The organism is Gordonia sp. NPDC003585, assembly GCF_040610755.1.
In the GTDB taxonomy this organism is placed as follows: domain Bacteria; phylum Actinomycetota; class Actinomycetes; order Mycobacteriales; family Mycobacteriaceae; genus Gordonia.
Map to the genome: position 1 here is coordinate 46,751 of NZ_JBEXMX010000014.1, position 21,219 is coordinate 67,969.

General features: G+C 66.0%; 19 protein-coding genes. 9 read left to right on the plus strand and 10 right to left on the minus strand.

Annotated features, from left to right (window positions below; all coding sequences use genetic code 11):
* Positions 1-185: 185 nt before the first annotated feature.
* Positions 186-1,193 carry an LLM class flavin-dependent oxidoreductase gene (locus tag ABZW74_RS05710; RefSeq protein ID WP_355274774.1) on the minus strand — a complete coding sequence of 336 codons (1,008 nt, stop codon included), beginning with the start codon at positions 1,191-1,193 and terminating at the stop codon, positions 186-188.
* A 79-nt stretch (positions 1,194-1,272) separates the two neighbouring features.
* On the opposite strand from ABZW74_RS05710, the gene ABZW74_RS05715 reads away from it, so the two are divergent.
* Together ABZW74_RS05715 and ABZW74_RS05720 are read left to right on the plus strand one after the other, a co-directional pair.
* The gene (locus tag ABZW74_RS05715; protein WP_240857491.1) at positions 1,273-2,109 is read left to right on the plus strand and encodes an ABC transporter ATP-binding protein; all 837 of its coding nucleotides are present in this window, start codon (positions 1,273-1,275) and stop codon (positions 2,107-2,109) included.
* A gap of 96 nt (positions 2,110-2,205) precedes the next feature.
* Positions 2,206-3,027 (plus strand): NUDIX hydrolase, encoded by an 822-nt coding sequence (locus ABZW74_RS05720; RefSeq protein ID WP_355274778.1) that lies wholly within the window; start codon positions 2,206-2,208, stop codon positions 3,025-3,027.
* A gap of 19 nt (positions 3,028-3,046) precedes the next feature.
* Here the strand turns inward: ABZW74_RS05720 and ligD are convergent, their stop codons facing one another.
* On the minus strand, positions 3,047-4,000 hold the full coding sequence (gene ligD, locus ABZW74_RS05725; protein ID WP_240857493.1) for a non-homologous end-joining DNA ligase: 954 nt from the start codon (positions 3,998-4,000) through the stop codon (positions 3,047-3,049).
* 87 nt (positions 4,001-4,087) lie between these two features.
* Here ligD and ABZW74_RS05730 point away from each other — a divergent pair, with 87 nt between their 5' ends.
* From ABZW74_RS05730 to ABZW74_RS05745, 4 genes are read left to right on the plus strand one after another with little or no spacing between them, the layout of a single operon-like run.
* The gene (locus tag ABZW74_RS05730; RefSeq protein WP_240857494.1) at positions 4,088-4,876 is read left to right on the plus strand and encodes an enoyl-CoA hydratase-related protein; all 789 of its coding nucleotides are present in this window, start codon (positions 4,088-4,090) and stop codon (positions 4,874-4,876) included.
* A gap of 23 nt (positions 4,877-4,899) precedes the next feature.
* Positions 4,900-5,871, plus strand: coding sequence for a methyltransferase domain-containing protein (locus tag ABZW74_RS05735; protein ID WP_355274782.1), 972 nt, complete (start codon positions 4,900-4,902; stop codon positions 5,869-5,871).
* 52 nt (positions 5,872-5,923) lie between these two features.
* Positions 5,924-6,235 carry a hypothetical protein gene (locus ABZW74_RS05740; protein ID WP_240857496.1) on the plus strand — a complete coding sequence of 104 codons (312 nt, stop codon included), beginning with the start codon at positions 5,924-5,926 and terminating at the stop codon, positions 6,233-6,235.
* Between the two features lie 5 nt (positions 6,236-6,240).
* The gene (locus tag ABZW74_RS05745) at positions 6,241-7,440 is read left to right on the plus strand and encodes a class I SAM-dependent methyltransferase (protein WP_355274786.1); all 1,200 of its coding nucleotides are present in this window, start codon (positions 6,241-6,243) and stop codon (positions 7,438-7,440) included.
* Here the strand turns inward: ABZW74_RS05745 and ABZW74_RS05750 are convergent.
* The gene (locus tag ABZW74_RS05750) at positions 7,360-8,676 is read right to left on the minus strand and encodes an MFS transporter (RefSeq protein ID WP_240857606.1); all 1,317 of its coding nucleotides are present in this window, start codon (positions 8,674-8,676) and stop codon (positions 7,360-7,362) included. The genes ABZW74_RS05745 and ABZW74_RS05750 overlap by 81 nt on opposite strands.
* A 113-nt stretch (positions 8,677-8,789) precedes the next feature.
* On the opposite strand from ABZW74_RS05750, the gene ABZW74_RS05755 reads away from it, so the two are divergent.
* Positions 8,790-9,821, plus strand: a complete 1,032-nt coding sequence (locus ABZW74_RS05755) for a helix-turn-helix domain-containing protein (RefSeq protein WP_355274789.1) — start codon at positions 8,790-8,792, stop codon at positions 9,819-9,821.
* A 164-nt stretch (positions 9,822-9,985) separates the two neighbouring features.
* Here ABZW74_RS05755 and ABZW74_RS05760 read toward each other — a convergent pair whose 3' ends face one another.
* From ABZW74_RS05760 to ABZW74_RS05770, 3 genes are all read right to left on the minus strand, one after another.
* Entirely contained in the window at positions 9,986-11,491 is a 1,506-nt protein-coding gene (locus ABZW74_RS05760; protein ID WP_355274791.1) for an IS1634 family transposase, read from the minus strand.
* Positions 11,492-11,768: 277 nt separating this feature from the next.
* Positions 11,769-13,091, minus strand: coding sequence for a DUF222 domain-containing protein (locus ABZW74_RS05765; RefSeq protein ID WP_355274794.1), 1,323 nt, complete (start codon positions 13,089-13,091; stop codon positions 11,769-11,771).
* 518 nt (positions 13,092-13,609) lie between these two features.
* Positions 13,610-14,956, minus strand: coding sequence for a PQQ-binding-like beta-propeller repeat protein (locus ABZW74_RS05770; protein WP_240857501.1), 1,347 nt, complete (start codon positions 14,954-14,956; stop codon positions 13,610-13,612).
* 134 nt (positions 14,957-15,090) lie between these two features.
* Between ABZW74_RS05770 and ABZW74_RS05775 the strand changes: the two genes are divergently transcribed.
* Positions 15,091-15,849: an acyltransferase gene (locus ABZW74_RS05775; RefSeq protein WP_240857502.1), complete on the plus strand. Its 759-nt coding sequence runs from the start codon at positions 15,091-15,093 to the stop codon at positions 15,847-15,849.
* Positions 15,850-15,853: 4 nt separating this feature from the next.
* Here ABZW74_RS05775 and ABZW74_RS05780 read toward each other — a convergent pair whose 3' ends face one another.
* From ABZW74_RS05780 to ABZW74_RS05795, 4 genes are read right to left on the minus strand one after another with little or no spacing between them, the layout of a single operon-like run.
* Positions 15,854-16,531 carry an AIM24 family protein gene (locus ABZW74_RS05780; RefSeq protein WP_240857503.1) on the minus strand — a complete coding sequence of 226 codons (678 nt, stop codon included), beginning with the start codon at positions 16,529-16,531 and terminating at the stop codon, positions 15,854-15,856.
* A 22-nt stretch (positions 16,532-16,553) separates the two neighbouring features.
* Entirely contained in the window at positions 16,554-17,870 is a 1,317-nt protein-coding gene (locus ABZW74_RS05785) for a glycosyltransferase family 4 protein (RefSeq protein ID WP_355274797.1), read from the minus strand.
* Positions 17,867-19,423, minus strand: a complete 1,557-nt coding sequence (locus ABZW74_RS05790; protein ID WP_240857505.1) for a glycoside hydrolase family 57 protein — start codon at positions 19,421-19,423, stop codon at positions 17,867-17,869. Before ABZW74_RS05790 ends, ABZW74_RS05785 begins: the two co-directional genes overlap by 4 nt.
* Before the next feature lie 3 nt (positions 19,424-19,426).
* Positions 19,427-20,215, minus strand: a complete 789-nt coding sequence (locus ABZW74_RS05795; protein WP_240857506.1) for a class I SAM-dependent methyltransferase — start codon at positions 20,213-20,215, stop codon at positions 19,427-19,429.
* Positions 20,216-20,416: 201 nt separating this feature from the next.
* Between ABZW74_RS05795 and ABZW74_RS05800 the strand changes: the two genes are divergently transcribed.
* On the plus strand, positions 20,417-21,202 hold the full coding sequence (locus ABZW74_RS05800) for an electron transfer flavoprotein subunit beta/FixA family protein (protein WP_240857507.1): 786 nt from the start codon (positions 20,417-20,419) through the stop codon (positions 21,200-21,202).
* Positions 21,203-21,219 lie beyond the last annotated feature (17 nt).

Sequence of the window (21,219 nt, forward strand, 5' to 3'; positions counted from 1 at the left end):
CGGCCGGCACCCAACCATCCGGCGGATGGACGGACAGGCCCGTCGCCCTGGTGACAGTCTCTGCTTTGCCCCCAATTGCCTTGTCTCACCGGCCCTTCGAGACTCTCGGCTAGCGTCTCGAGCAACTCAGCTCAGGGAGCGGAGGTGGGCCGGCTGCGTTGTTGGACCCACTCCCTCAAGGAGCTTCAGCCGGCGCTGGGGGCGGCCGTCGGTGACGGGATTGCCGCCGGAGCCAAGTGTGCCAACGTGTTTCGCCACACTGTCCGATCCGGCGCGAGCGACGCGAGGATCAGTTCGTCGGCGTCGGCGTGGTCGGTGAACCAGTCGAGATACTCGCGGACCTGCACGGGCGTACCGACACCGACGTAGGTGAGCATCGAATCGATCTGACGGCCCTGCGGCACCGAGAGGATGGCGTCGGCCTCCTCGTCGGTGAACCGTCGACCGCGACCGAAGAGCGCCGTGACCCGCTGTCGTTTGGCGCGCAGCAATTGCTCGGCGGCGACGGCTTCGTCGTCGTCGGCGATGACGCACACACCGGCGATCACATACGGCTCCGCGAGTACGTCGGAAGGCTGGAATTCACTGCGGTACAGAGCTACGGCCTGTTCGAGAGCCTGTGGTGCGAAGTGTGAGGCGAATGCGTAGGGCAAGCCGAGTGCGGCGGCCAGCTGTGCACCGAAGAGCGACGAACCGAGGATGTAGAGCGGGACATCGGTGCCGGCGCCCGGAGTGGCCGAAACACCCTCCACACGTGACTGTCCGCGCAGGTAGCCCTGCAGTTCGAGGACGTCGGTCGGGAAGTGCTCGGCCGAGGCGATGGTCCGGCGCAGCGCCGCGAAGGTCTTCTGGTCGCCGCCGGGGGCGCGGCCGAGTCCGAGGTCGATTCGGCCTGGATACAGTTCGGCCAGCGTGCCGAACTGTTCGGCGATCGACAGCGGGGAGTGGTTGGGCAACATCACGCCGCCCGCGCCGAGACGGATCGTCGACGTGTGCGCGGCGATATGGGAGATCAGCACCGCCGGGGCGGCCGACGCGATCGACGACATGTTGTGGTGTTCGGCGTACCAGATGCGACGGTAACCCCACTGCTCGGCGCGTTGGGCCATGTCGCGGCTGGCGGCGAAACTGTCGGCGACGGTCTCGCCTGGGCCGACTTGTGCGAGATCGAGAATCGAAAGATCAACGGACATATCAATGCCAAGGCCGACACACGCTCTCGTATTCCGAACCAGCGCGCGATCCGACCATGATCTAGGGCACGATGGGCAGGTGACCGAATCGGATCCCGACCTGCTCATCGACTTCCGCGACGTGACGCTCGTCCGAGGGGGCAACACGCTCGTCGGCCCGATCTCCTGGCAGGTGGAACTCGACGAACGGTGGGTGATCATCGGACCCAACGGGGCGGGCAAGACGTCGCTGATGCGTCTTGCCGGTGCCGAGATCCATCCGACTGCCGGGACGGCGTACGTCCTCAACGAGTTGCTCGGCAAGGTGGAGGTCCGTGAACTGTCCACCCGGATCGGTGTGACCAGTCCTGGACTGGCCGAGCGGATCCCGTCCGACGAGGTCGTGAGCGACGTCGTGATCTCGGCGGGTTACTCGGTGTTGGGTCGCTGGCGCGAGGAGTACGACGACGCCGACCGCGCGCAGGCGCTCGAATCGCTGGAGTCGATGGGTGCCGAGCACCTCGCCGACCGCACCTTCGGGACTCTGTCGGAGGGCGAGCGCAAGCGGGTGCTGATCGCGCGGGCGCTGATGACCGATCCGGAGTTGCTGCTCCTCGACGAGCCGGCCGCCGGTCTCGATCTCGGTGGTCGCGAGGAACTCGTCGAACGTCTCTCGAAACTCGCAGCCGACCCGGACTCGCCGGCGATCGTGCTCATCACCCACCACGTCGAGGAGATCCCCGAGGGGTTCACGCATGCGATGTTGCTCTCCGAGGGCGGCGTCGTCGCGCAGGGTCTGCTCAGCGAGGTGCTCAACGAGAAGAACTTGTCGCTGGCATTCCACCAGCAGATCGCGCTGAGCAAAGTCAGCGGCGGTCGTTACTTCGCGCGGCGAAAGCGTCGCGCGGGCGGACATCGGCGACGGGCCGCGCAGTAGGTATCCCGGAACCCAGGTGCGGATGGCGCCTACCGCCGCCGATAGTGTCGAGAATGCCGCGGTGATCTGACTCCACGGCGTGAGGTGGAGGTGCACATGTCATCCGTCGAGTCGTCGGAATCCCAACCCGCTCCACTCCGTGATGCGGCCACGGTCGTTCTCGCGCGCGACGGTGCCGACGGAATCGAGGTGTTCCTGCAGCGGCGCGTGCAGCAGATGGCCTTCGCCGGCGGGATGACCGTGTTTCCGGGCGGTGGGGTCGACGCACGCGACGCGGATGCCGACCTCTCCTGGAACGGACCCGACGCCGCGTGGTGGGCGGACGCTTTCAACACCACCGAGGAGACCGCTCAGGCGCTCGTGTGTGCCGCGGTGCGGGAGACCTTCGAAGAATGCGGTGTTCTGCTCGCGACCGACGATGACGGTGTGTTCGCAGACCCGGGAGCGCTCGACGACGACCGAACGAAACTCGTCGACAAATCCCTCTCGTTCGCCGAGTTCCTGCGTGCACGGGGTCTCACGCTGCGTGCAGACCTGCTGCGGCCCATCGCGCACTGGATCACACCGGTCAACGAGAAGCGCCGCTACGACACCCGGTTCTTCCTCGCGGCACTCCCGGAAGGCCAGGACGCCGACGACAAGACGTCAGAGGCCGAGATCGCTCGCTGGGCGAGCGCACGTGCGGCGCTGGACGCGTGGCGGTCGGGCAAGCACTTCCTTCTTCCGCCGACCTGGGCGCAGCTGACCCACATCGCCGAGTTCACCACCGTCGAAGAATTGCTGGCCGCCGAACCCGCCATCGAACCGATCCAGCCGGACGTCAAGCCGGGCGCGGGACTTGCCGGCCTGAGCTTTCCCGGCTCCGACCGCTACTTCGCCGCACTCGGCGACCAGAAGGTACCCGATATCAAGCTCTGACTCGACGGGCTCCGGATTGTCAGTCGTCGGGAGAGTCGATGTCGTCGCGGTCGGCCCATTCGAGGAGCGTGTCGATGCGGTGTGCGACGTCGTCGATCTCGGAATGAAGATCACCGAGTTCGGCAAATCGCGCGGGCATGGTGGCGATGGTGAAGTCGTCGGGCACCACGTCGTCGATCTCCGACCATGCGATCGGCGCCGACACCGTCGCGCGCGGGTTGCCCCGCACCGAGTAGGCCGACGCCATCGTGTGGTCACGCGTGTTCTGGTTGTAGTCGACGAAGACGGCCGTGGGGTTGCGGTCCTTGCGCCACCACGTGGTGGTGACATCGTCGGGCGCGCGGCGTTCGACCTCCCGCGCGAACGCCAGAGCGGCGCGCCGGACCTCCTGAAATCCCCACTCCGGCTCTATACGGACGTAAATGTGCAGGCCGCGGCCGCCGGAGGTCTTCGGGAAACCACGGATGTCGAGTTCATCGAGGAGCTCTTCGACGACGTGCGCGACGCGACGGATGCGGGCGAAATCGCAGTCCGGCATCGGGTCGAGGTCGATGCGCCACTCATCTGGCGACTCGGGGTCGGCGCGGCGCGAGTTCCACGGGTGGAACTCGACCGTCGACATCTGCACGGCCCAGATGACCGATGCCAATTCGGTGACGCACAGCTCGTCGGCGGTGCGACCGTAGCGGGGAAAGTAGATCTCGGTGGTCTCCAGCCAGTCGGGCGCACCGGCGGGAACACGCTTCTGATGAACCTTTTTCTCGGCGACGCCTTTGGGGAAACGGTGCAGCATGCACGGCCGTTCACGCAGTGCACGCACGATGCCGTCACCCACCGACAGGTAGTACTCGACGAGGTCGAGCTTGGTCTCGCCGCGTTCGGGGAAGTACACGCGGTCCGGGCTCGAGATCCGCACGGAACGCTCACCCACGGTGAGGACGACCGGTTCCCCGGCGGACGCGTCGGGACTCATGGTTCAACCATAGGTCGAGGTCTGCTTGTGGTCTCGGTCATCGGGGCGGCGAGGCGGCGGGCACAACCCACCCGGTAGCCTTCGACCATGGCTGAGTTCGTCACCCTCGAGACATCCGAAGACCATCCCGGCGTGGGCACCATCTTGCTCAACCGGCCGCCCATGAACGCGCTGAACCGGCAGGTGCAGACCGAGCTGGCGGCAGCGGCGGATGAGGCCACCCTCCGCGACGACATCAAGGCGGTCGTGGTCTATGGCGGACCCAAGGTCCTCGCGGCGGGTGCCGACATCAAAGAGATGAACGACATGACCTACGCCGAGATGAGCAAGATCGCCGGTCGGCTGCAGGACTCGCTCGGTGCGATCTCCGAGATCCCCAAGCCGACGGTCGCCGCCATCACCGGCTACGCACTGGGCGGCGGACTGGAGGTCGCACTCGGGGCCGATCGCCGCATCGCCGGTGACAATGCCAAGCTCGGCGTTCCCGAGGTGCTGCTCGGCGTCATTCCCGGTGGCGGCGGCACGCAGCGGCTCGCGCGCCTCGTGGGACCGTCGAAGGCCAAGGACATGATCTTCACCGGTCGTTTCGTCGGTGCGGCCGAGGCGCTGGAGATCGGATTGGTCGACGAGGTCGTCGCACCGGACGAGGTGTACAACGCGGCGCTCAAGTGGGCCGGGCAGTTCTCCAAGGCGGCTTCGCTGGCCATCGCGGCAGGTAAGAGGGCCGTTGACCAGGGCCTCGGCGTCGACCTCACAACCGGACTCAAGATCGAGGAGCAGGTGTTTGCCGCGCTGTTCTCCACCGAGGACCGCTCGATCGGCATGAAGTCGTTCGTCGAGAACGGTCCCGGCAAGGCAGAATTCCTCGGCAAGTAGGGCTGGGACAAGGGGAGACAGAGATGACCAACGTGACGCCGGACGTCGATCCGGAACCGAATCCGCACGCCACCGAGGAGCAGGTGAAGGCCGCTCTCGAGGACACGAAACTCGCCCAGGTGCTCTACCACGACTGGGAGGCCGAGACCTACGACGAGAAGTGGTCGATCAGCTTCGACGAGCGCTGCATCGACTATGCGCGTGGTCGATTCGACGCGGTCGCCACTTCCGAGGATCTGCCGTATGGCCGCGCGATGGAACTTGGTTGTGGCACCGGATTCTTCCTGCTCAACCTCATGCAATCCGGTGTCGCGGAGAAGGGGTCGGTCACCGATCTCTCGCCGGGCATGGTGAAGGTTGCCCTGCGCAACGCCGAGAATCTCGGACTCGATGTCGACGGCCGGGTCGCCGACGCGGAGAAGATCCCCTACGACGACAACACGTTTGACCTCGTCGTCGGACATGCTGTGCTGCACCACATTCCGGACGTGGAGCAGGCGCTGCGTGAGGTGCTCCGAGTACTCAAGCCGGGTGGTCGCTTCATCTTCGCGGGTGAGCCGTCGACCATCGGTGACTTCTACGCACGGTGGATGAGCCGCGCAACCTGGTGGGCGACAACCAGCATCACCAAGTTCGGTCCGCTGCAGGGCTGGCGTCGTCCGCAGGAGGAGCTCGACGAGTCGTCGCGCGCGGCCGCGCTGGAAGCCGTGGTCGACATCCACACCTTCGATCCCGACGAACTCGCCGGGATCGCCACGAGCGCCGGTGCGCACAAGGTCGAGACCGCCACCGAGGAACTCGCCGCGGCGATGCTCGGTTGGCCGGTCCGTACCTTCGAGGCCGCGGTACCCGCCGACAAACTCGGTTGGGGCTGGGCCGGATTCGCGTTCGGCGGCTGGAAGCGCATGACCTGGCTCGACGAGAACGTGCTGCGGAAGATCGTGCCGCCCAAGTTCTTCTACAACGTGGTGGTCAGCGGCTACAAGCCGGAATGACGCGGTGAACGCGACCGCCGACCCAAGTCCGCCGGATCGGTCGGTGCGGTTGATGAGCGAGTACTTCGTCGATTGGCCGCTGTGGATCACCGACGGGCCTGCGGCGCCCGACCACTTCGAGTTGTCGGCGGGGTTGACGCGTGACCTGCTTGCTTGGCAGGAACTGTTCGAACAGCACTTCCACTATCGCGAGAGGTGGGACGACCCGGCGTGGGCACACGAGTACGAGCGCCGAGGTCGGGAACTGTTGTCCCGCTTGGCCGACGAACTGCCCGGTCATTTCATCGAACTGAGGCTGTGGCCGGTCGGTGCAGAGCCGGTCGGCAGTTGGGACCTGGGCCGGACCGAAGCCGGAGAGGACTGAGCGAGATGGCATATTCGTTCAGCCTCGACGACGTGAAGTTTCTGCGGTCGAGGCACGGGGAGAAGGCGCTCGAGGTGGCGTCGTCGCTGGATTTGTCGGCGGCGTCGATGCTCGCCGACATCGCCGAACTTCGGGCTCGTTACGCCGGCCATGATGCTGCCCTGATCGAGACGGTGACGTGTCGCCGGCGGGCGCGCGGGAAACTACGTGGCGCGGATGACCTCCTGCTATCGGACGAGGCGTTGCAACAGGCCACCAACAGCGTGGTTGCCGAGCATCGCGCGGCCGAGATCGCGGCCCGCTTCCCGGATGCGGTGGTACACGACATCACGTGTTCGATCGGAGCCGAACTCATCGAGTTGGAACGCTGCGCCGGCATCCGCGGGGTGATCGGCAGCGATCTTGATCGGATCCGTCTTGCCATGGCGCAGCACAACGCTCCCGGTGCGACCCTCCTCGTCGCCGACGCACTCACCCCGACGTCGACGGCCGACGTGGTGCTCGCCGACCCCGCGCGTCGCTCCGGCAGTGGTCGTGTGTTCCGTCTCGACCAATTGGCTCCGCCGCTACTCGACCTGCTGACCAACTACTCAGGGCGCACGCTCATCGTGAAATGTGCTCCCGGCCTGGACTATTCGATGCTGCGCAATCGATTCGGCTTCGACGGCGAGGTGCAGGTCACCTCGCTCGACGGCGGGGTGCGCGAGGCGGTGTTGTGGTCGGGTCCGGGAATGGAACCCATCAGACGTGCAACCGTCTTGCGCACCGAAGCCGAGGGCCTGGTCACCTCCGACGAGGTCACCGATCGCGAGCCCGACGATGTTCCGGTCGGCGACATCGGCGAGTGGATCGTCGATCCGGATGGCGCGATCGTCCGCGCGGGACTGGTCCGCCACTACGCATACCGCCACGGACTTGGGCTACTCGACCCGCAGATCGCCTATCTCACCGGTGATTCCGTACCGGCGGGGGAGCGGGGGTTTCGGATCGTCGAGCAGGTCGGCATCGCTGAGAAGGCACTACGTAAGGCGCTCGCCGCCCACGATTGCGGGACGCTCGAGATCCTCGTCCGCGGCCTCGACGTCGACCCTGATCGACTACGGAAACGGCTGAAGCTCAAGGGCTCACGACCGCTGTCGCTGGTGGTGACCCGGATCGGGCGCAAGGGCGTCGGATTCCTGTGCGAAGCCGGTGTCCGATTCTGACGCTGGTCCGCGTGCGATCGTTCCGCAGAGCACTGCCGCCAAGAGGCATAGGCCCGCTGCGATCTGAAAGGCTGCGTTGTAGTTGCCGTTGGTGTCCCGAATGTAGCCGGCACCCACCGCAGCGATCGCGGCGCCGATCTGGTGAGAGGCGAACACCCAACCGAATACGACCGGGGTGTTGGCGCCGAAGTACTGCCGGCAGATCGCGATCGTCGGCGGAACCGTTGCGACCCAGTCCAATCCGTAGAAGATGATGAACACCCAGGTACTCGGCTCGGCGTGCGGGGACAGGAGTGAGGGCAGCGTGAACAGCGCCATCCCGCGTCCGACGTAATACACCACGAGCAGGATGCGCGGGTCCACACGGTCGGTGAGCCATCCGGAAAGGACCGTGCCGGCGACGTCGAAGATGCCGATGGTCGCGAGTAGCGACGCGGCAACCGTGGGCGGCATGCCGTGATCGTGAGCTGCGGGGATGAAGTGCGTGCCGATCAACCCATTGGTCGTCATCCCGCAAATCGCGAAGCTTGCTGCCAGCAGCCAGAATGCCGGTACGCGCATGCCCTGGCGCAGACCCTGCACCGCCGCACCGAAGCTTCCGTTGGGTACCTGATCGTCGGGCGCGTCCGGTGGCGCGCCATAGGCGGTGGTGCCGACATCGCGCGGGTGATCGCGGATGAGCAGTGCCACCAGGGGCACCACGGCAAGCGCGGTGAGCGCCACGACGATCGACGCCCAGCGCCAACCCAATGCGTCAGTGATGTGCGCGACCACTGGCAGAAAGATCAGCTGACCGGTCGCACCCGCCGCGGTCAGCAGTCCGGTGACAAGTCCACGGTGCCGCACAAACCATCTCGTCGAGACGGTTGCAACAAAGCCCATCGAGATCGAACCTGTGCCCAGGCCGACCAAGACTCCCCACAGCAGTAGCAGTTGCCAACTCGCGGTCATGAATACGCCGAGGCCGGTTCCGGCCGCGATCAGCAGGAGGGCCGATACCAGCACTGGGCGTACGCCAAAACGATCCATCAGCGCAGCCGCAAACGGCGCCGTGACGCCGAACAACACCATGTTGACCGACATCGCTGCGCCGATGGTGGCGTGTGACCAGCCGAATTCGCTGTGTAGCGGATCCATCATCACGCTGGGGACCGCGCGAAATCCGGCTGCTCCGAGGATGGCGACAAAACTGACCGCAGCAACAATCCACGCCCACTGCCGGCCGCCGGCTCGTATCGCCGATTCGGGCGCGGAGGCAGACCGACCGGATGAAGGCGAGGGCACGGTTGGTTTCACCTGATCAGAATCGGCCATGACCGAGGCGCAATACCAGTGGCATAATCGCCAATATGTCGGAAGATCATGCCAACTCTCGTCGGCACTCGGTGGTTGTATTGCTTGTTCCACCAGTGGTCGGCTTCGACGCAACGATTCCGCCACTCATCTTCGGGCAGGCCACGGACGATGCGGGTCGGCGCCTCTACGACGTGACCCTGGCTTCGCTGGGCAGCGAGCCGCTCCCGACGACATCGGGATACGGGCTCGTGGCAGACGCGGGCGTCGGGGCGGTCTCGTCGGCTGACACCCTGATCGTCCCCGGTACTCGTCTGTCGACCGCTCGTCACAACGGGCGGTTGCCCGACGACCTCGCGGACGCTCTTCGTAGCGTACGGCCGGGCGCACGCATCGTGTCGATCTGTACCGGAGCTTTTGTCCTCGCGGCCGCCGGACTGTTCGACGGTCGGCGCGCAACCACCCACTGGCGCTACGCGGACGACTTCCGTCGGTTGTTCCCGCGCGTCGACCTCGACGAGTCTGTGCTGTTCATCGATGACGGCGACGTGTTGTCCTCGGCCGGACTCGCGGCGGGAATCGACCTTTGTCTACACATGATCCGGCGTGACCACGGTGTCGCAGTGGCCAACCGGGTTGCCCGGCACTGCGTAGTGCCGCCCTGGCGGGAGGGCGGCCAGGCGCAGTTCATCGATCGCCATGTCCCCGAGACCGACGACAGTACCGCCGCGGTCCGCGGTTGGGCCATGTCGAATCTCACCGCGAACCTGTCGGTGCCGGCGCTTGCGGCGGTCGCCCAGATGAGTCCTCGGACGTTTAGCTGGCGATTCCGTGCAGAGACCGGAAAATCGCCTGGCGCATGGGTATTGGAGCGGCGCGTCGACCACGCCCGTGAACTCCTCGAATCCGGCGACCTGTCGGTCGATGCGGTGGCGGAATTGTCGGGGCTGGGCACGGCTGACACTCTCCGACATCACCTGCGACGTGAATTGGGCATGTCACCGTCGGCGTACCGGCGGACCTTCGCCGGTGGCGGCGGGCCGGATGTCGCGTTCAGCCCCACCTCCCACCTCGGGCGGTGGGGCTGAACGCTTTTCACCCGCGGCGTGGCTGGGTTCTCTATGGAGTTCTCAAAGGGCGTGCGCGGTCCCGACGGGTCGGGTGCGCGGAAGGTGCTGCGCGGTCAAAGTGTCAGGCGGTCAAATTGCTAGGCGGTGGCCTTCGAGGCTCGCAGGCTCCTGACTTCTATCAATTAGTGCGTAGGTTCGCGGATGGCCTGGAGTGCTTCGTTGAGGTCGTCGGGGATGGGGTCGGCGGCGGTGATGGTGTGCTTGCCGGCTTGGACGGTGATGGTGCGGTAGCGGCGGGCTGTGGTGACGAACTTCTTGATCGACCAGCCGGTGCGGGCTTCGATGATGCGGGTGATGGCGAGGGCGGCGAACACGACTGCGAGGTGTGCGCGGATGGAGTCTTCTTTGCGGTGGAAGATCGGGCGTGCTGCAAGGTCGGATTTCGACATCCGGAAGCTCTTTTCGATCCGCCACAGCTCATGGTAGGTGCCGATCACGAAATCGCTTGTGGGCGAGTCGATATTGGTGGCATACGCCGTCCACCCGGCCAGAGTGCGGGCTTTGGTTTCCAACTCGCGGTTCACGCTCTTGGCCGCCCCTTTGAGCGTGACGAATCGGTTGCGTTTGACCGGAATCTTGCCCTCGACTGCCTTCTGCGCCTTGGCGATCTGCTCGTCGATACCGCGCAGTGACCGCCGCGCCCGATCGGCCTTGTACTGGTAGTAGACCACCTGGTTACGGCGGTGGCGGGTCTTGGAGGTTGCCGGCCACGGCTGGGTCAAGATCAGCCCGTCGGGTATCTCACGACCGGGATTGTCGTTGTGCCACTTACTGATTACGTAGGGCACGGTCGGGATCTTCTCACCAAGAATGAACGACAAGCCTGCTTCTTCGATCGCTGCCTTGTTGTCCGCGGAGATCATGCCGGCATCCGCGACGACAGTCACGTTGGTGAGCTGGTGGGCGGTCATGAACGCCCGCAACGTCGGCATCAGCGTCAGCGTTTCTGCTTTGTTGCCCTCGAAAGCCTCCACCATCAGCGGAAACCCGGACGCATCGGTCAACAACCCGACAGTGATCTGTGGTTCAAGGCGGCGTTCTTTGGAGAATCCGGGCTCGCGGAAGCCGTCGGCTTTGTCGGTTTCGAAGTAGAGCGTGGTCACGTCGTAGAGCACCAGGGTGGCCGAGTCGAGGCCGGCATACGCCGCGCACGCCGCAGCCAGTTTCTGCCGCCACACCGGCTCAGCAAACATCGGCAGGCGCCGGTTGAGCGTGGGATACGACATCGGCGTCAGTCCGGCCTCGGCAAGCACACTTAGCGAGTCGAGTTTGCTGGTCGGCTCCAGGATGCGGGCGATCACCAACTCCTCAAACACCTGGTCAGCGCCGGTAGCGCGGGCGAAACCGAGTTCGCGATACACCCCCGACAGCGCCTCGCACAGGTGCGCCATGTTCGACGACGTGATCGGCAGCGGCCCACCCGACACCCCGGCCGCCCCGAATCCCAGATCCAGCTCGCCCTGATCACCGAGGATGCGCTGAGCCGCAACAGCTTTCAACGCCTCGATCGCAGCCTTGTCGTGCGCCGACCCCAGATGCTCAATCGAGCGTGACCCGCGTCGCGAGGAATGCACGATCTGGACCGCCGTCGCTCCCGACGCCGTCTTCACTGTCCGCACATACGCCACACCCGTAGCCTACGAACGCCGAATTAGTGCGCAAATCCCAGCCCACGCCAAGCCGTCGCCGCAGGTCAGCGCAATCCCGACCACCAATGTCCGATTCGGTGATAAAAGTCAGGTCTATGGAGTTCTCAAAGGGCGTGCGCGGTCCCGACGGGTCGGGTGCGCGGAAGGTGCTGCGCGGTCAAAGTGTCAGGCGGTCAAATTGCTAGGCGGTGGCCTTCGAGGCTCGCAGGCTCGCACCTCAGGCAGCGGGCGTAGGGAACCTACGACGGATCTCGGCTCAGGCGGCGATGCGGTCGTCGAGGGTCATGGTGCGTCGGTTGTAGGCGGGCAGTGGGGTTCGTCGGGGGTCGATAGTGGCGGGTGGTACGAGCCAGGGGTGGCGGTCGGCGCCCATGATGATGTCCCAGTCGCTGGCATGGATGTAGGCGTGGCAGGACGGGCAGAGTAGGCATCCGTTGTCGAGGTCGGTGGGGCCGCCGTGGCTCCAGAACGTGATGTGGTGGACGTGGGTGCGCCCAGCGGGGGCGCCGCATTTGATGCAGCAGTGGTCGCGGATGATGATGGCTCGCCGTAGGTGTGCGGGGAACAGTCGTTTGCTGGTGCCCATCTGCAGGGGGACGGTTTCTCCGTCGATGACGACGTCGGTGACGGTGGAGTCGCACGTGAGCAGTGATGCGGTGGTGGGGCTGATGGGGCCCAGACATTGCAGGCTGGCTTTGTCGGGGGCGGTGGCCGGGAGTAGCACGGAGACTTGGGTTGTGGGTGGTGTGGCCAGGGTGGTGTCGGCGACGGCGGCGGCGTCGAGGATCAGTTCGAGGGCATCGGCGTTGCGGGCACCTTGGGTGCGGGCGTCGTCGGAGCCGTCGGGTTCGGGTCGGGGTGTGTTCAAGGATTCGATGGCGGCGGTGAGTTTTTCGCCGGTGACGGTGTCGAGGTCGCCGCGCACGGCGACGCGGCCGCCGTTGGTGGGTGTGACGGTGAACTCGTTGATGGTGCGGTCCTCTCCGGGTGGGACTCCTGCGGCGGTGATGGCGTAGGTGTTGCCCAGTTCTCGTGATTTTGTGGCGATGTCGGCGGGGGTGGCGCCGGACATGGCCTGCGCGATCAACGTGTGTTCGATGTCTGCTCGCTCCTCGTCACAGATTCCGTCGGGGGCTCGTCGGCCGATGTGGGCGATACCGCCGATGATGGCGTCGGCGTGTTCGCCAGATATTGCGCCGTCGGCGGTGTAGCCGGGTAGCCGCGACGTCGGTGTCTGTGCTGTACCGATGCGTAACCAGCGGTGCGCTACTGCCGGGGCGACACCCATGGCGATCAGTAGTGCCGATGTTTTGCTGGTGGTGTGGCGGGCGACGCCGAGGCGGTCGAGGGTGGCGGCGGTGGTGGCGGCGTGGTGGTCGAGGATGGCGCGCAGTTCGATGAGCAGGGTCATCGCGGTGTGTGCTTGGCGGCCGCTGGGTGTGGTGCCGCCGGGTGGGAGGTCCCAGAGTGCTGCGCGGATCGCGGTGAGCACCTGGAGGTAGCCCTCAGGGTCGAGAAGCTGGGCGTCGGCGACTTGTGGGCTGTCAGTGTTTGGGGCGGGGGCGGTTGTTGTGGGCATGACGGAACCTTCCACATCAAAAGGGTGGGTTTGTCGTCATCGTTGGAAATACATCGGCGAAAACCGCTGCCGATGCGTGTCTTTCATCTGCTGAGAACTACGGTAGCCGGGGGCACCGACAAGAATGGACGGTCATCATCTGGCTGTCGCCACGGAGGCATGCTGTCATCTGATCTCGAAACTGATCACAGACTATCGCGGGGGTCCGACAAGAATCTGTCGTCGGCGCTTGATGCTGGCGGCGCTGTGGAAGAAGTGCACCTCGCCGATATGCGTGGCGACGGCACAGGGCAGGAGCTGTTGTTGTGGGCATGACGGAACCTTCCACATCTGAGGGTGGGCTTGTCGTCATCATTCGTGGTGCATCGGCGAAACCTACTGCCGATGAGTATCTTTCATCATTGGTGACCTGCTGAAAACCACGGTAGCCGAGACCACCGACAAGAAGCGCCGGCGAGCTGTCATCTGATCTCGAAACTGATCACAGACTATCGCCGGGGTCCGACAAGAATCTGTCGTCAGCGTTTGATGTTGGCGGCACTGTCGAAGAAGTACACCTCGCCGATGTGCGTCGCGACCGCGATCTGTCCGTTCGGCGACACCGCGACGCCGGTCGCGAAGCCGATCGATTCCGGTAGCGGCAGTTGGCGTTTGGTGGCGCCGTCGGTGGTCGACACCTCGGTGAGCGACAGCGTCTGCTTGCCCGGATCGCGCACGACGGTCCATGCCGTGCCCGATGCCGTCAACGTGGACAGGCTCACGGTCGCGAGATCGGTACGCGTCCAGACAGATTCGGCGCGGTCGCCCTTGTCGCGCAACAGCGTCAGCGGTGCTCCGGCGACTCCGGTCGGCATGATGAGGCCGTCGGGGGAGACGGACATCGTCGCAAAGCCGTAGCCGCCGTTGTTGTAGGTCCACCTGGTCTTGCCTGTAGCGGCGTCGATCGCGACGATCTGGCCGAGTCGCGAGAACGCGTACACGGTGGCGCCGTCGACGGACAGCGTGGTCGGACCGACGATCCCGCCCGGCACGTCGTTGTGCCAGATCTCGCGGATCGTCCGCTTACCGTCGGCCATCGAGTAGCCGAATCCCCGGACCTGCGAGGCGATCGCGCCGGGCGGCCACATGTTGAGGAAGAAGCGCTCGTGCACGGGGTCGACCGCGGGTGGCGCCGGGATCACGCAGCGCGGCCCGTTCTGTACGCATTCACCGAAGCCGAAGAGCGGGTCGTTGGGGTCGGCGTCGGGCCGAAGAAGCACCTCGGGCGCGACGGGCTCGGCCGTTTGGGTGTCGAGCAGCTGGATCTGTCCCAGGGTGGTCACGATGAGAGCCATGCTGGGGGACGCGAACTTGGCCGACAGCGGTACACCCAGAACGGGTGTGCGCCAGCGGATCGCGCCGCCCGCGTTGAACGCGAGGAACGTCGTCTGTTCGCCGATGTAGGGCTGGTCGTACTGATCCACCAGGAGTGCGGACACCTCGACGCCCTCGCGCATCCGTTTGCAGAAGTTCTTGCGGCCCGAATTCGGGTCGAAGACGAAGGTGTTGCAGCCGTTGGCTGTGTTCGACGTGACCCCGACATTCGACCGCGTCGACACCGTGAGTGGCGCGGTGATCGGGCCGCCGGTGGGACGTTGCCAGGACAGCGCGAGGTCGTCGGGCACGGTGGCGGTGGTGAAGTTCGAGTTGGCCCAGTTTCCGCCGTAGCTGGGCCAGCCGAGGCCGGGCACCGACCGGACGTCGATGTGGCCGTCCGAGCAGGCCGACAGCAGCAGGGCGCACGCAGCCACAACGGCGACGACTAGAGCGGCAGGACGGCGCGAGTGCGGCGGCCGGTGAGGTCGCTGCCGGTCGTGCTCTGCCATCCGTGCTCCTGTCCTGTGCACGCCCTCGGTCGAGGGCGAGGTAGGTGCTCCGGACCAGCCGAGAACGCAGGGTCGAACGCACCAGCCTCAGAGCCTATCGTGTGCCGAAATCGCGTCGATTAGGGTTTGTCGTCATGACGACGATGTGGAATGCCTCCTACCGGAGCCGGTGGCGTGCGGGCCGCCGGCGCGACCCGGCGCAGGTGCGGTTCCTCACCCTCGATTCGCTGCGCTGGGTGCTGCGCAACCGGGCGTATTCGCCCTGGTATCTGGTCCGCTACTACCGGCTGGCGCGATTCCGCATGGCCAATCCGCACGTGGTGCTGCGCGGCATGGTGTTCCTCGGGCGCAACGTCGAACTGCACGCCACACCCGAACTGTCCCGCATGGAGATCGGCCGCTGGGTGCACATCGGCGACGGCAACTCGATCCGCTGTCACGAGGGCAGTCTCAAGATCGGCGACAAGACCGTCTTCGGCTGCAACAACGTGGTCAACTCCTACCTCGACCTCGAGATCGGCGGTTCCACGCTCATCGCCGACTGGTGCTACATCTGCGACTTCGACCACAAGATGGACGACATCACCCTGCCCATCAAGGATCAGGGGATCGTGAAAGGGCCGGTGCGCATCGGACCCGACACGTGGGTCGCGGCCAAGGTGTCGGTGTTGCGCAACACCATCGTGGGTCGCGGGTGTGTGCTCGGTTCGCATGCGGTGGTCAAGGGCGTCATCCCCGACTATTCGATCGCCGTCGGCGCCCCGGCCCGCGTCGTGAAGAACCGGATGGACGACTGGGCGAGCAACGCCGCCGAACGCGCGGAGCTCGAACGCGCCCTTGCCGACATCGAACGCAAGAAGGCGGCCGCGCGCGAGCACGACGCTACCGGCTGAAACGTCAGTGCGACGGCCCGCCGAGCGGGAAGCCTTCGCTGGGTTGCACGACGACGAATCCGGGGCCGTGGAAGGCCAATTGGAATGACTCGCCGGAACCCCGTCCGATGAGCGAGCCCATCTTGAAGTCGTTCTTGAGGCCGGGCTGGAGGTTGGCCGACCAGCAGACCGCCGCTTGCGGGTCGACGAAGGTCGGCTGCTGGCTGCAGTCGAGGATCATCGGCGGTCCGTCGCTGGACACCCCGACCGTCCCCTGACCGCTGAGCGTCAGATTGAAGAGACCGCCGGCGAGCATCCCGGCGTTGCCGATCGAGGTGATGTTCCACTGCAGCGACGCGTCGAAGGCGAGCAGGCTGGAGGTGTTGATGGTGAGCGATTCGTGCGGACCCTCGAGTTCGATGGTGAACACGTCCTCGGCGCGTCGGGCGAAGAACACCTCACCCTGACCGCTGACCCGCATCAGCTGGCCGCCCTCGTTGGAGATGGCCTTTTTGAGGAAGTTGCTGACGCTGCCGGAGCCTTCGTGTTTGAAGTCGATCTGCCCCTGATACGCGACCATGGCGCCCTTGGCCGCGAGTGCTTCCGGGCCGAAGCCCACGCGCAGCATCTTCGAGGACTGCATCGTCCAGCGCTGCTGGCTCTGCTTCTCCTGGTTGGACTGGTCGAAGATCGGACTGCGCACGGCTGACTCCTTTGTCCGTCGGTTACGCCAATTGTCCAGGATCCCGTTCCGGAAGTGGGCGTTCGACGATTCGTGGTCGGCCGACGGGATGACGCACGCGGCGCTTGGCGGACAGGTAGACGCCTGCGGTCCGTTCGGCCACCTCGGACCAGGAGAAGTCGGCGGTGAGACGGTCACGGGCGCGTCGGGCACGATCGGCGGCGGCGCCAGGATCGGCGAGGGTGGCGCGGACGGCAGCGGCCAGGCCCGACACGTCGGCGGGTGCGAAGGTCAGACCCGTGATCGGCTCGGTGACCGCCTCGCCCAGGCCCCCGGCCGTCGACACCACCAGCGGCGCACCGGTGGCCGCGGCCTCGAGGGCGACGATGCCGAACGGTTCGTAGCGGCTCGGCAGCACGATCGCCGAGCAACGATGCATGAGGCCGACCAGCTCGTCGTGGCCGACCGCGCCGACGAACTGCACAGCCTTGCTCACGCGATGCCGGCGTGCCTGCTCGACCAGCCACTCCTGTTGGGTTCCGGTACCGGCGACGGTGAGTGTGGTGCCCGGGTGGGTGCGTCGGATCCGGGGGAGCGCGGCAAGCAGATCCTGCACGCCCTTTTCGTATTCCAGACGTCCGGCGAACAGGAGTTCTGGCGGTCCGGGTTGCGGCGTGCGCGGTGCGAACGGCCAGGTGGTGATGTCGATGCCGTTGTGGATGACCTGGATGTCGGCCAGCGGTGGGCTCGGCGCACGGACCGCGTCGTCGGCAACCTGCGCTGCGGGGCCGAAAAGCCGGAACACCTCGTCGCGCATGGATTCCGAGCAGGTGATGATGGCGTCGGACTCGGTCGCCAGCCACCACTCGACCGAATGCACCTGCCGATTGGTGCGACCACTCACCCAGCCGCTGTGCCGGCCTGCCTCGGTGGCGTGGATGGTGGTGACCAGCGGGCAGTCGAAGAACTCGGCGAGAGTGATCGCCGGATGCGCGACCAGCCAGTCGTGGGCGTGTACCACCTCGGGTGTCCATGTCGTATCGGACAGCGAGTTGCGTTCGCCGGCAAGAATTTTCAGCCCGGCACGGATGAACGCGTGACCCATGGCGAGGGTCCACGGCATCATGTCGGCGCCGAACTCGAACTCCGGCGGATCCTCGGCGACCGCGATCACCCGTACGCCGTCAACTACCTGATCGGTGGTCGGGTGGGTCACCGCATCGGTCCCCGACGGCCGTCGCGTGAGCACGACGATCTCGTGGCCCTGCGTCGCGAGTTCGGTGGCGAGATGGTGGACGTGGCGGCCAAGCCCGCCGACGACCACAGGCGGGTACTCCCACGAGACAAGCAGAATTCTCATCGTGTGCCCCCTGCGGCGTCGGTCAGCGTGTCCCCGAGTCGCAGCCTGCGCGCGTCGAGCCCCGGAAAGAGACCGTCGGCCCTCTGCCATCCCGCAGCGAGTCGTGCTGCCGTGGTGTGGCGGCCGCGCATCGCGGCGTCGCAGATCTCGCGGGTGGCGTGCGCGTGCGTGTGCGCTCGCCCTACAGCGTAGTTCGCGGCCGTGTCCTTGGACACCATGAACGGCCAGTCGGACGCGACGGTCAGCAGCGTCTCCCGCAGGATCTGGTCGGCGACGCGGTCACGTCCACCCCCTTCGCCCAGCAGTTTGGCGACGGTGTCGAGAGCGGTCTCGGTGACCTCTGCATTGAGGTCGACGAGGTGTTGTACCTGTGGACCGTCCCACACCCGCCAGTCCTTGCCCGAACCCCACGACGACGGACCCAGATCGACTGCGTCGCCGACGAATCCATCCCTGGTGGCCTGTGCGAGCGTCCCGACCCGCACCCCGGCCTCGGGTAGACGCCGCAGCACGCGTTCGAGCCAGCGCGGGCCCTCGTACCACCAGTGCCCGAACAGTTCGGTGTCGAAGGCCGCCACCACCAGCGCCGGTCGGCCGATCCGGTCGGATTCGGTGCGCAACCGGCGGACGACATGCTCGACGAAGTCGTCGACATGGCGGTCGATGACCGCGTCCACCCGGGCCGGGTCGTAAGGTCGCTTGCCTTCGCCGGGCACCGACCGGCCAGTCACGCGGAAACTCTTGAACCCGGTCTCGTGGTCGTAGGTGTGAAAGTCCCGGTATGCGGCGTGGCCCGGGTATCCGGATTTCGGCGACCACACGCGATAGCTCACCTGCAGGTCACGGCCATAGGCGACCACATTGCTGTCACCAACCGGTCGGCCGAGGGCCGTGTCGCCGTGCAGCGTCGGCCCATCGACCATGAAGTGCCCGACGCCCGCGTTCTGGTACTCAGTCTCCATCCCGGGCGCGAACGCGCACTCGGGTGCCCAGATCCCTGCCGGATCAAAGCCCCACCGTGCCCGAGCGTCGGCGAGGCCTTCGCGCACTGAGAACTGGCGCAGCCGCGGGTCGAGTAGAGGTGCAAAAGGATGGGCAAGGGGGCCGCCGAGGACCTCGATGACGCCGGAGGTCGCCAGTGATCGGATGAGGGGCGACGCGCCGTGGCGCCACCGTGTCTCGAAATCGGCGAGTGCTGTTGCGGCCACGCGATATTCGCGTCGGCCCGACTCTGCGCGCACGGCGTCGGCGGAGCCGGCCGCGTCGTAGGCACGCAACTGCCAGTCCGCCAGCCACGTGTGCATCGAGGAACAGCAGTGCGGATCGTCGAGCTGAGCGGCGAGGACCGGGGTGATGCCGAGGGACAGCTGATTCTCGAAGCCGTCGGCCGCGAGACGGTTCAGGACGTCGAAGACAGGGAGGTACGACCCGGCCCACGACTGATAGAGCCATTCCTCGCCGACCGGCCATCGCCCGTGGTTGGCGAGCCAGGGCAGGTGCGAATGCAGGACCAGGGTGAACTGGCCCGGCGCCGAACCGTCACCGCCGCCCACGCGTCAGACCCGGACCGCGAGCGCGAAGAGATCCAGCGATGTCTCGATGTCCGCTTCCGCTGCGTCGGCGATGTCGAAGTCCGACGCCGCGATCGATGCGACGTCGGAGGTCAGTTCGTCGGGCCAGTCGATCCCGGCCAGTGCGCGCTCGATCTGGGCGTCGATGATCGAACCGCCCCACTTCTCGTCGAGGTGCCGCAGCGTCGCGCCGTGGTGAACGCCCAGCATGGTGGAAACCTCGAAGCCGCCGTGGACGAGCAGTTCGGTGAGTTCGGCGGCTGAGAGCTCGCGCGTATGGAAGGGGTTGAGGGGCGTATCGCGGCCGGGAGAGAAGGTGATCCGGTTGGGCGTCGACATCAGCAGCTGACCGCCCGGCCGCAGGACCCGGCGGCATTCGGCGACGAACGCGGGCTGGTCCCACAGATGTTCGATCACCTGGAAGTTGACGACGATGTCGACCGAGGCATCGGGCAGCGGCAGATCGATCAGGTTTGCCTGGTGCACGATCAGTCCGGGGTAGCGGCGGCGCGTGTGCTCGACAGCGCTCTGGTCATAGTCGACGCAGGTCACCGAGTTGGCGACCGTCGCGATCATTGCGGCGCCATAACCCTCGCCGGAGCCGGCCTCGAGAATGTCGCGTCCCGCGCACCGAGCGACGATGTGGTCGTAGGCGACCTCGTGCCGCCGAAACCAGTAGTTCTCTGCGGGAATGCCCGGAACGGTCCGCTCGCCGGTGAGCGCCAGCCGCACGTCGGCGGGGAGGTCCTCGAGGGTCCGGTCCTGGTCGGTCATCCACACGACACTAGGGCATGGCTGTGAGGTGTCGGACGCGGCAACCGGACAACGGGACCGAACGAGCGTCCGTTCCACAAGCATTGTGTGAGGTAGTCGATGTTTAGTGGGATCATAGGAGACGCTAAAGTGGGGGAGACCGATCGCTCCTTACTCGTCGGTAAGGTGCGCGAACCCGATGCAGGAGGTCGACGTAGACCCATGACAAACATTGTCGTTCTGATCAAGCAGGTGCCCGATACGTGGTCCGAGCGCAAGCTCACCGACGGTGACTTCACCCTCGACCGCGAGGCCGCGGACGCCGTGCTCGACGAGATCAACGAGCGCGCCGTCGAAGAGGCGCTCAAGATCAAAGAAGCCGACGGTGGTGAGGTCACGGTGCTGACCGCAGGACCCGAGCGGGCCACCGAGGCGATCCGCAAGGCGCTGTCGATGGGCGCCGACAAGGCCATCCACATCAAGGATGACCTGCTCCACGGCTCCGACTCGGTCCAGACCGCCTACGTGCTGGCCCGTGCGCTCGGCACCGTCGAGGGCGTCGAGCTCGTCATCGCCGGCAACGAGGCCACCGACGGTCGCGTCGGCGCCATCCCGGCCATGATCGCCGAGTACCTCGAACTGCCGCACCTCACGCACCTGCGCAAGCTGACCCTGGAGGGCGAGAAGCTCACCGGCGAGCGCGAGACCGACGACGGCATCTACCACATCGAGGCCGAGCTGCCCGCGATCGTCAGCGTCAACGAGAAGATCAACGAGCCGCGCTTCCCGTCCTTCAAGGGCATCATGGCCGCGAAGAAGAAGGAAGTCGCCGTTCTCACTCTCGCCGAGATCGACGTCGAGCCGAGTGACGTGGGCCTGGAGAATGCGGGCACCGCGGTTACCGCTTCCACCCCGAAGCCTCCGAAGACCGCCGGTGAGCGCGTCACCGACGAGGGCGACGGCGGCACGAAGGTCGCCGAGTACCTGGTGGGCCAGAAAATCATCTGAGCGACTCCACGCACACA

What these genes read in the sequence shown, in the direction of transcription:
- ABZW74_RS05710 (WP_355274774.1), bottom strand. Translation starts at nt 1,193, where the DNA reads ATGTCCGTTGATCTTTCGATTCTCGATCTCGCACAAGTCGGCCCAGGC.
- ABZW74_RS05720 (WP_355274778.1), top strand. Translation starts at nt 2,206, where the DNA reads ATGTCATCCGTCGAGTCGTCGGAATCCCAACCCGCTCCACTCCGTGAT.
- ligD (WP_240857493.1), bottom strand. Translation starts at nt 4,000, where the DNA reads ATGAGTCCCGACGCGTCCGCCGGGGAACCGGTCGTCCTCACCGTGGGT.
- ABZW74_RS05730 (WP_240857494.1), top strand. Translation starts at nt 4,088, where the DNA reads ATGGCTGAGTTCGTCACCCTCGAGACATCCGAAGACCATCCCGGCGTG.
- ABZW74_RS05735 (WP_355274782.1), top strand. Translation starts at nt 4,900, where the DNA reads ATGACCAACGTGACGCCGGACGTCGATCCGGAACCGAATCCGCACGCC.
- ABZW74_RS05740 (WP_240857496.1), top strand. Translation starts at nt 5,924, where the DNA reads ATGAGCGAGTACTTCGTCGATTGGCCGCTGTGGATCACCGACGGGCCT.
- ABZW74_RS05745 (WP_355274786.1), top strand. Translation starts at nt 6,241, where the DNA reads ATGGCATATTCGTTCAGCCTCGACGACGTGAAGTTTCTGCGGTCGAGG.
- ABZW74_RS05755 (WP_355274789.1), top strand. Translation starts at nt 8,790, where the DNA reads ATGTCGGAAGATCATGCCAACTCTCGTCGGCACTCGGTGGTTGTATTG.
- ABZW74_RS05765 (WP_355274794.1), bottom strand. Translation starts at nt 13,091, where the DNA reads ATGCCCACAACAACCGCCCCCGCCCCAAACACTGACAGCCCACAAGTC.
- ABZW74_RS05770 (WP_240857501.1), bottom strand. Translation starts at nt 14,956, where the DNA reads ATGGCAGAGCACGACCGGCAGCGACCTCACCGGCCGCCGCACTCGCGC.
- ABZW74_RS05775 (WP_240857502.1), top strand. Translation starts at nt 15,091, where the DNA reads ATGACGACGATGTGGAATGCCTCCTACCGGAGCCGGTGGCGTGCGGGC.
- ABZW74_RS05785 (WP_355274797.1), bottom strand. Translation starts at nt 17,870, where the DNA reads ATGAGAATTCTGCTTGTCTCGTGGGAGTACCCGCCTGTGGTCGTCGGC.
- ABZW74_RS05795 (WP_240857506.1), bottom strand. Translation starts at nt 20,215, where the DNA reads ATGACCGACCAGGACCGGACCCTCGAGGACCTCCCCGCCGACGTGCGG.
- ABZW74_RS05800 (WP_240857507.1), top strand. Translation starts at nt 20,417, where the DNA reads ATGACAAACATTGTCGTTCTGATCAAGCAGGTGCCCGATACGTGGTCC.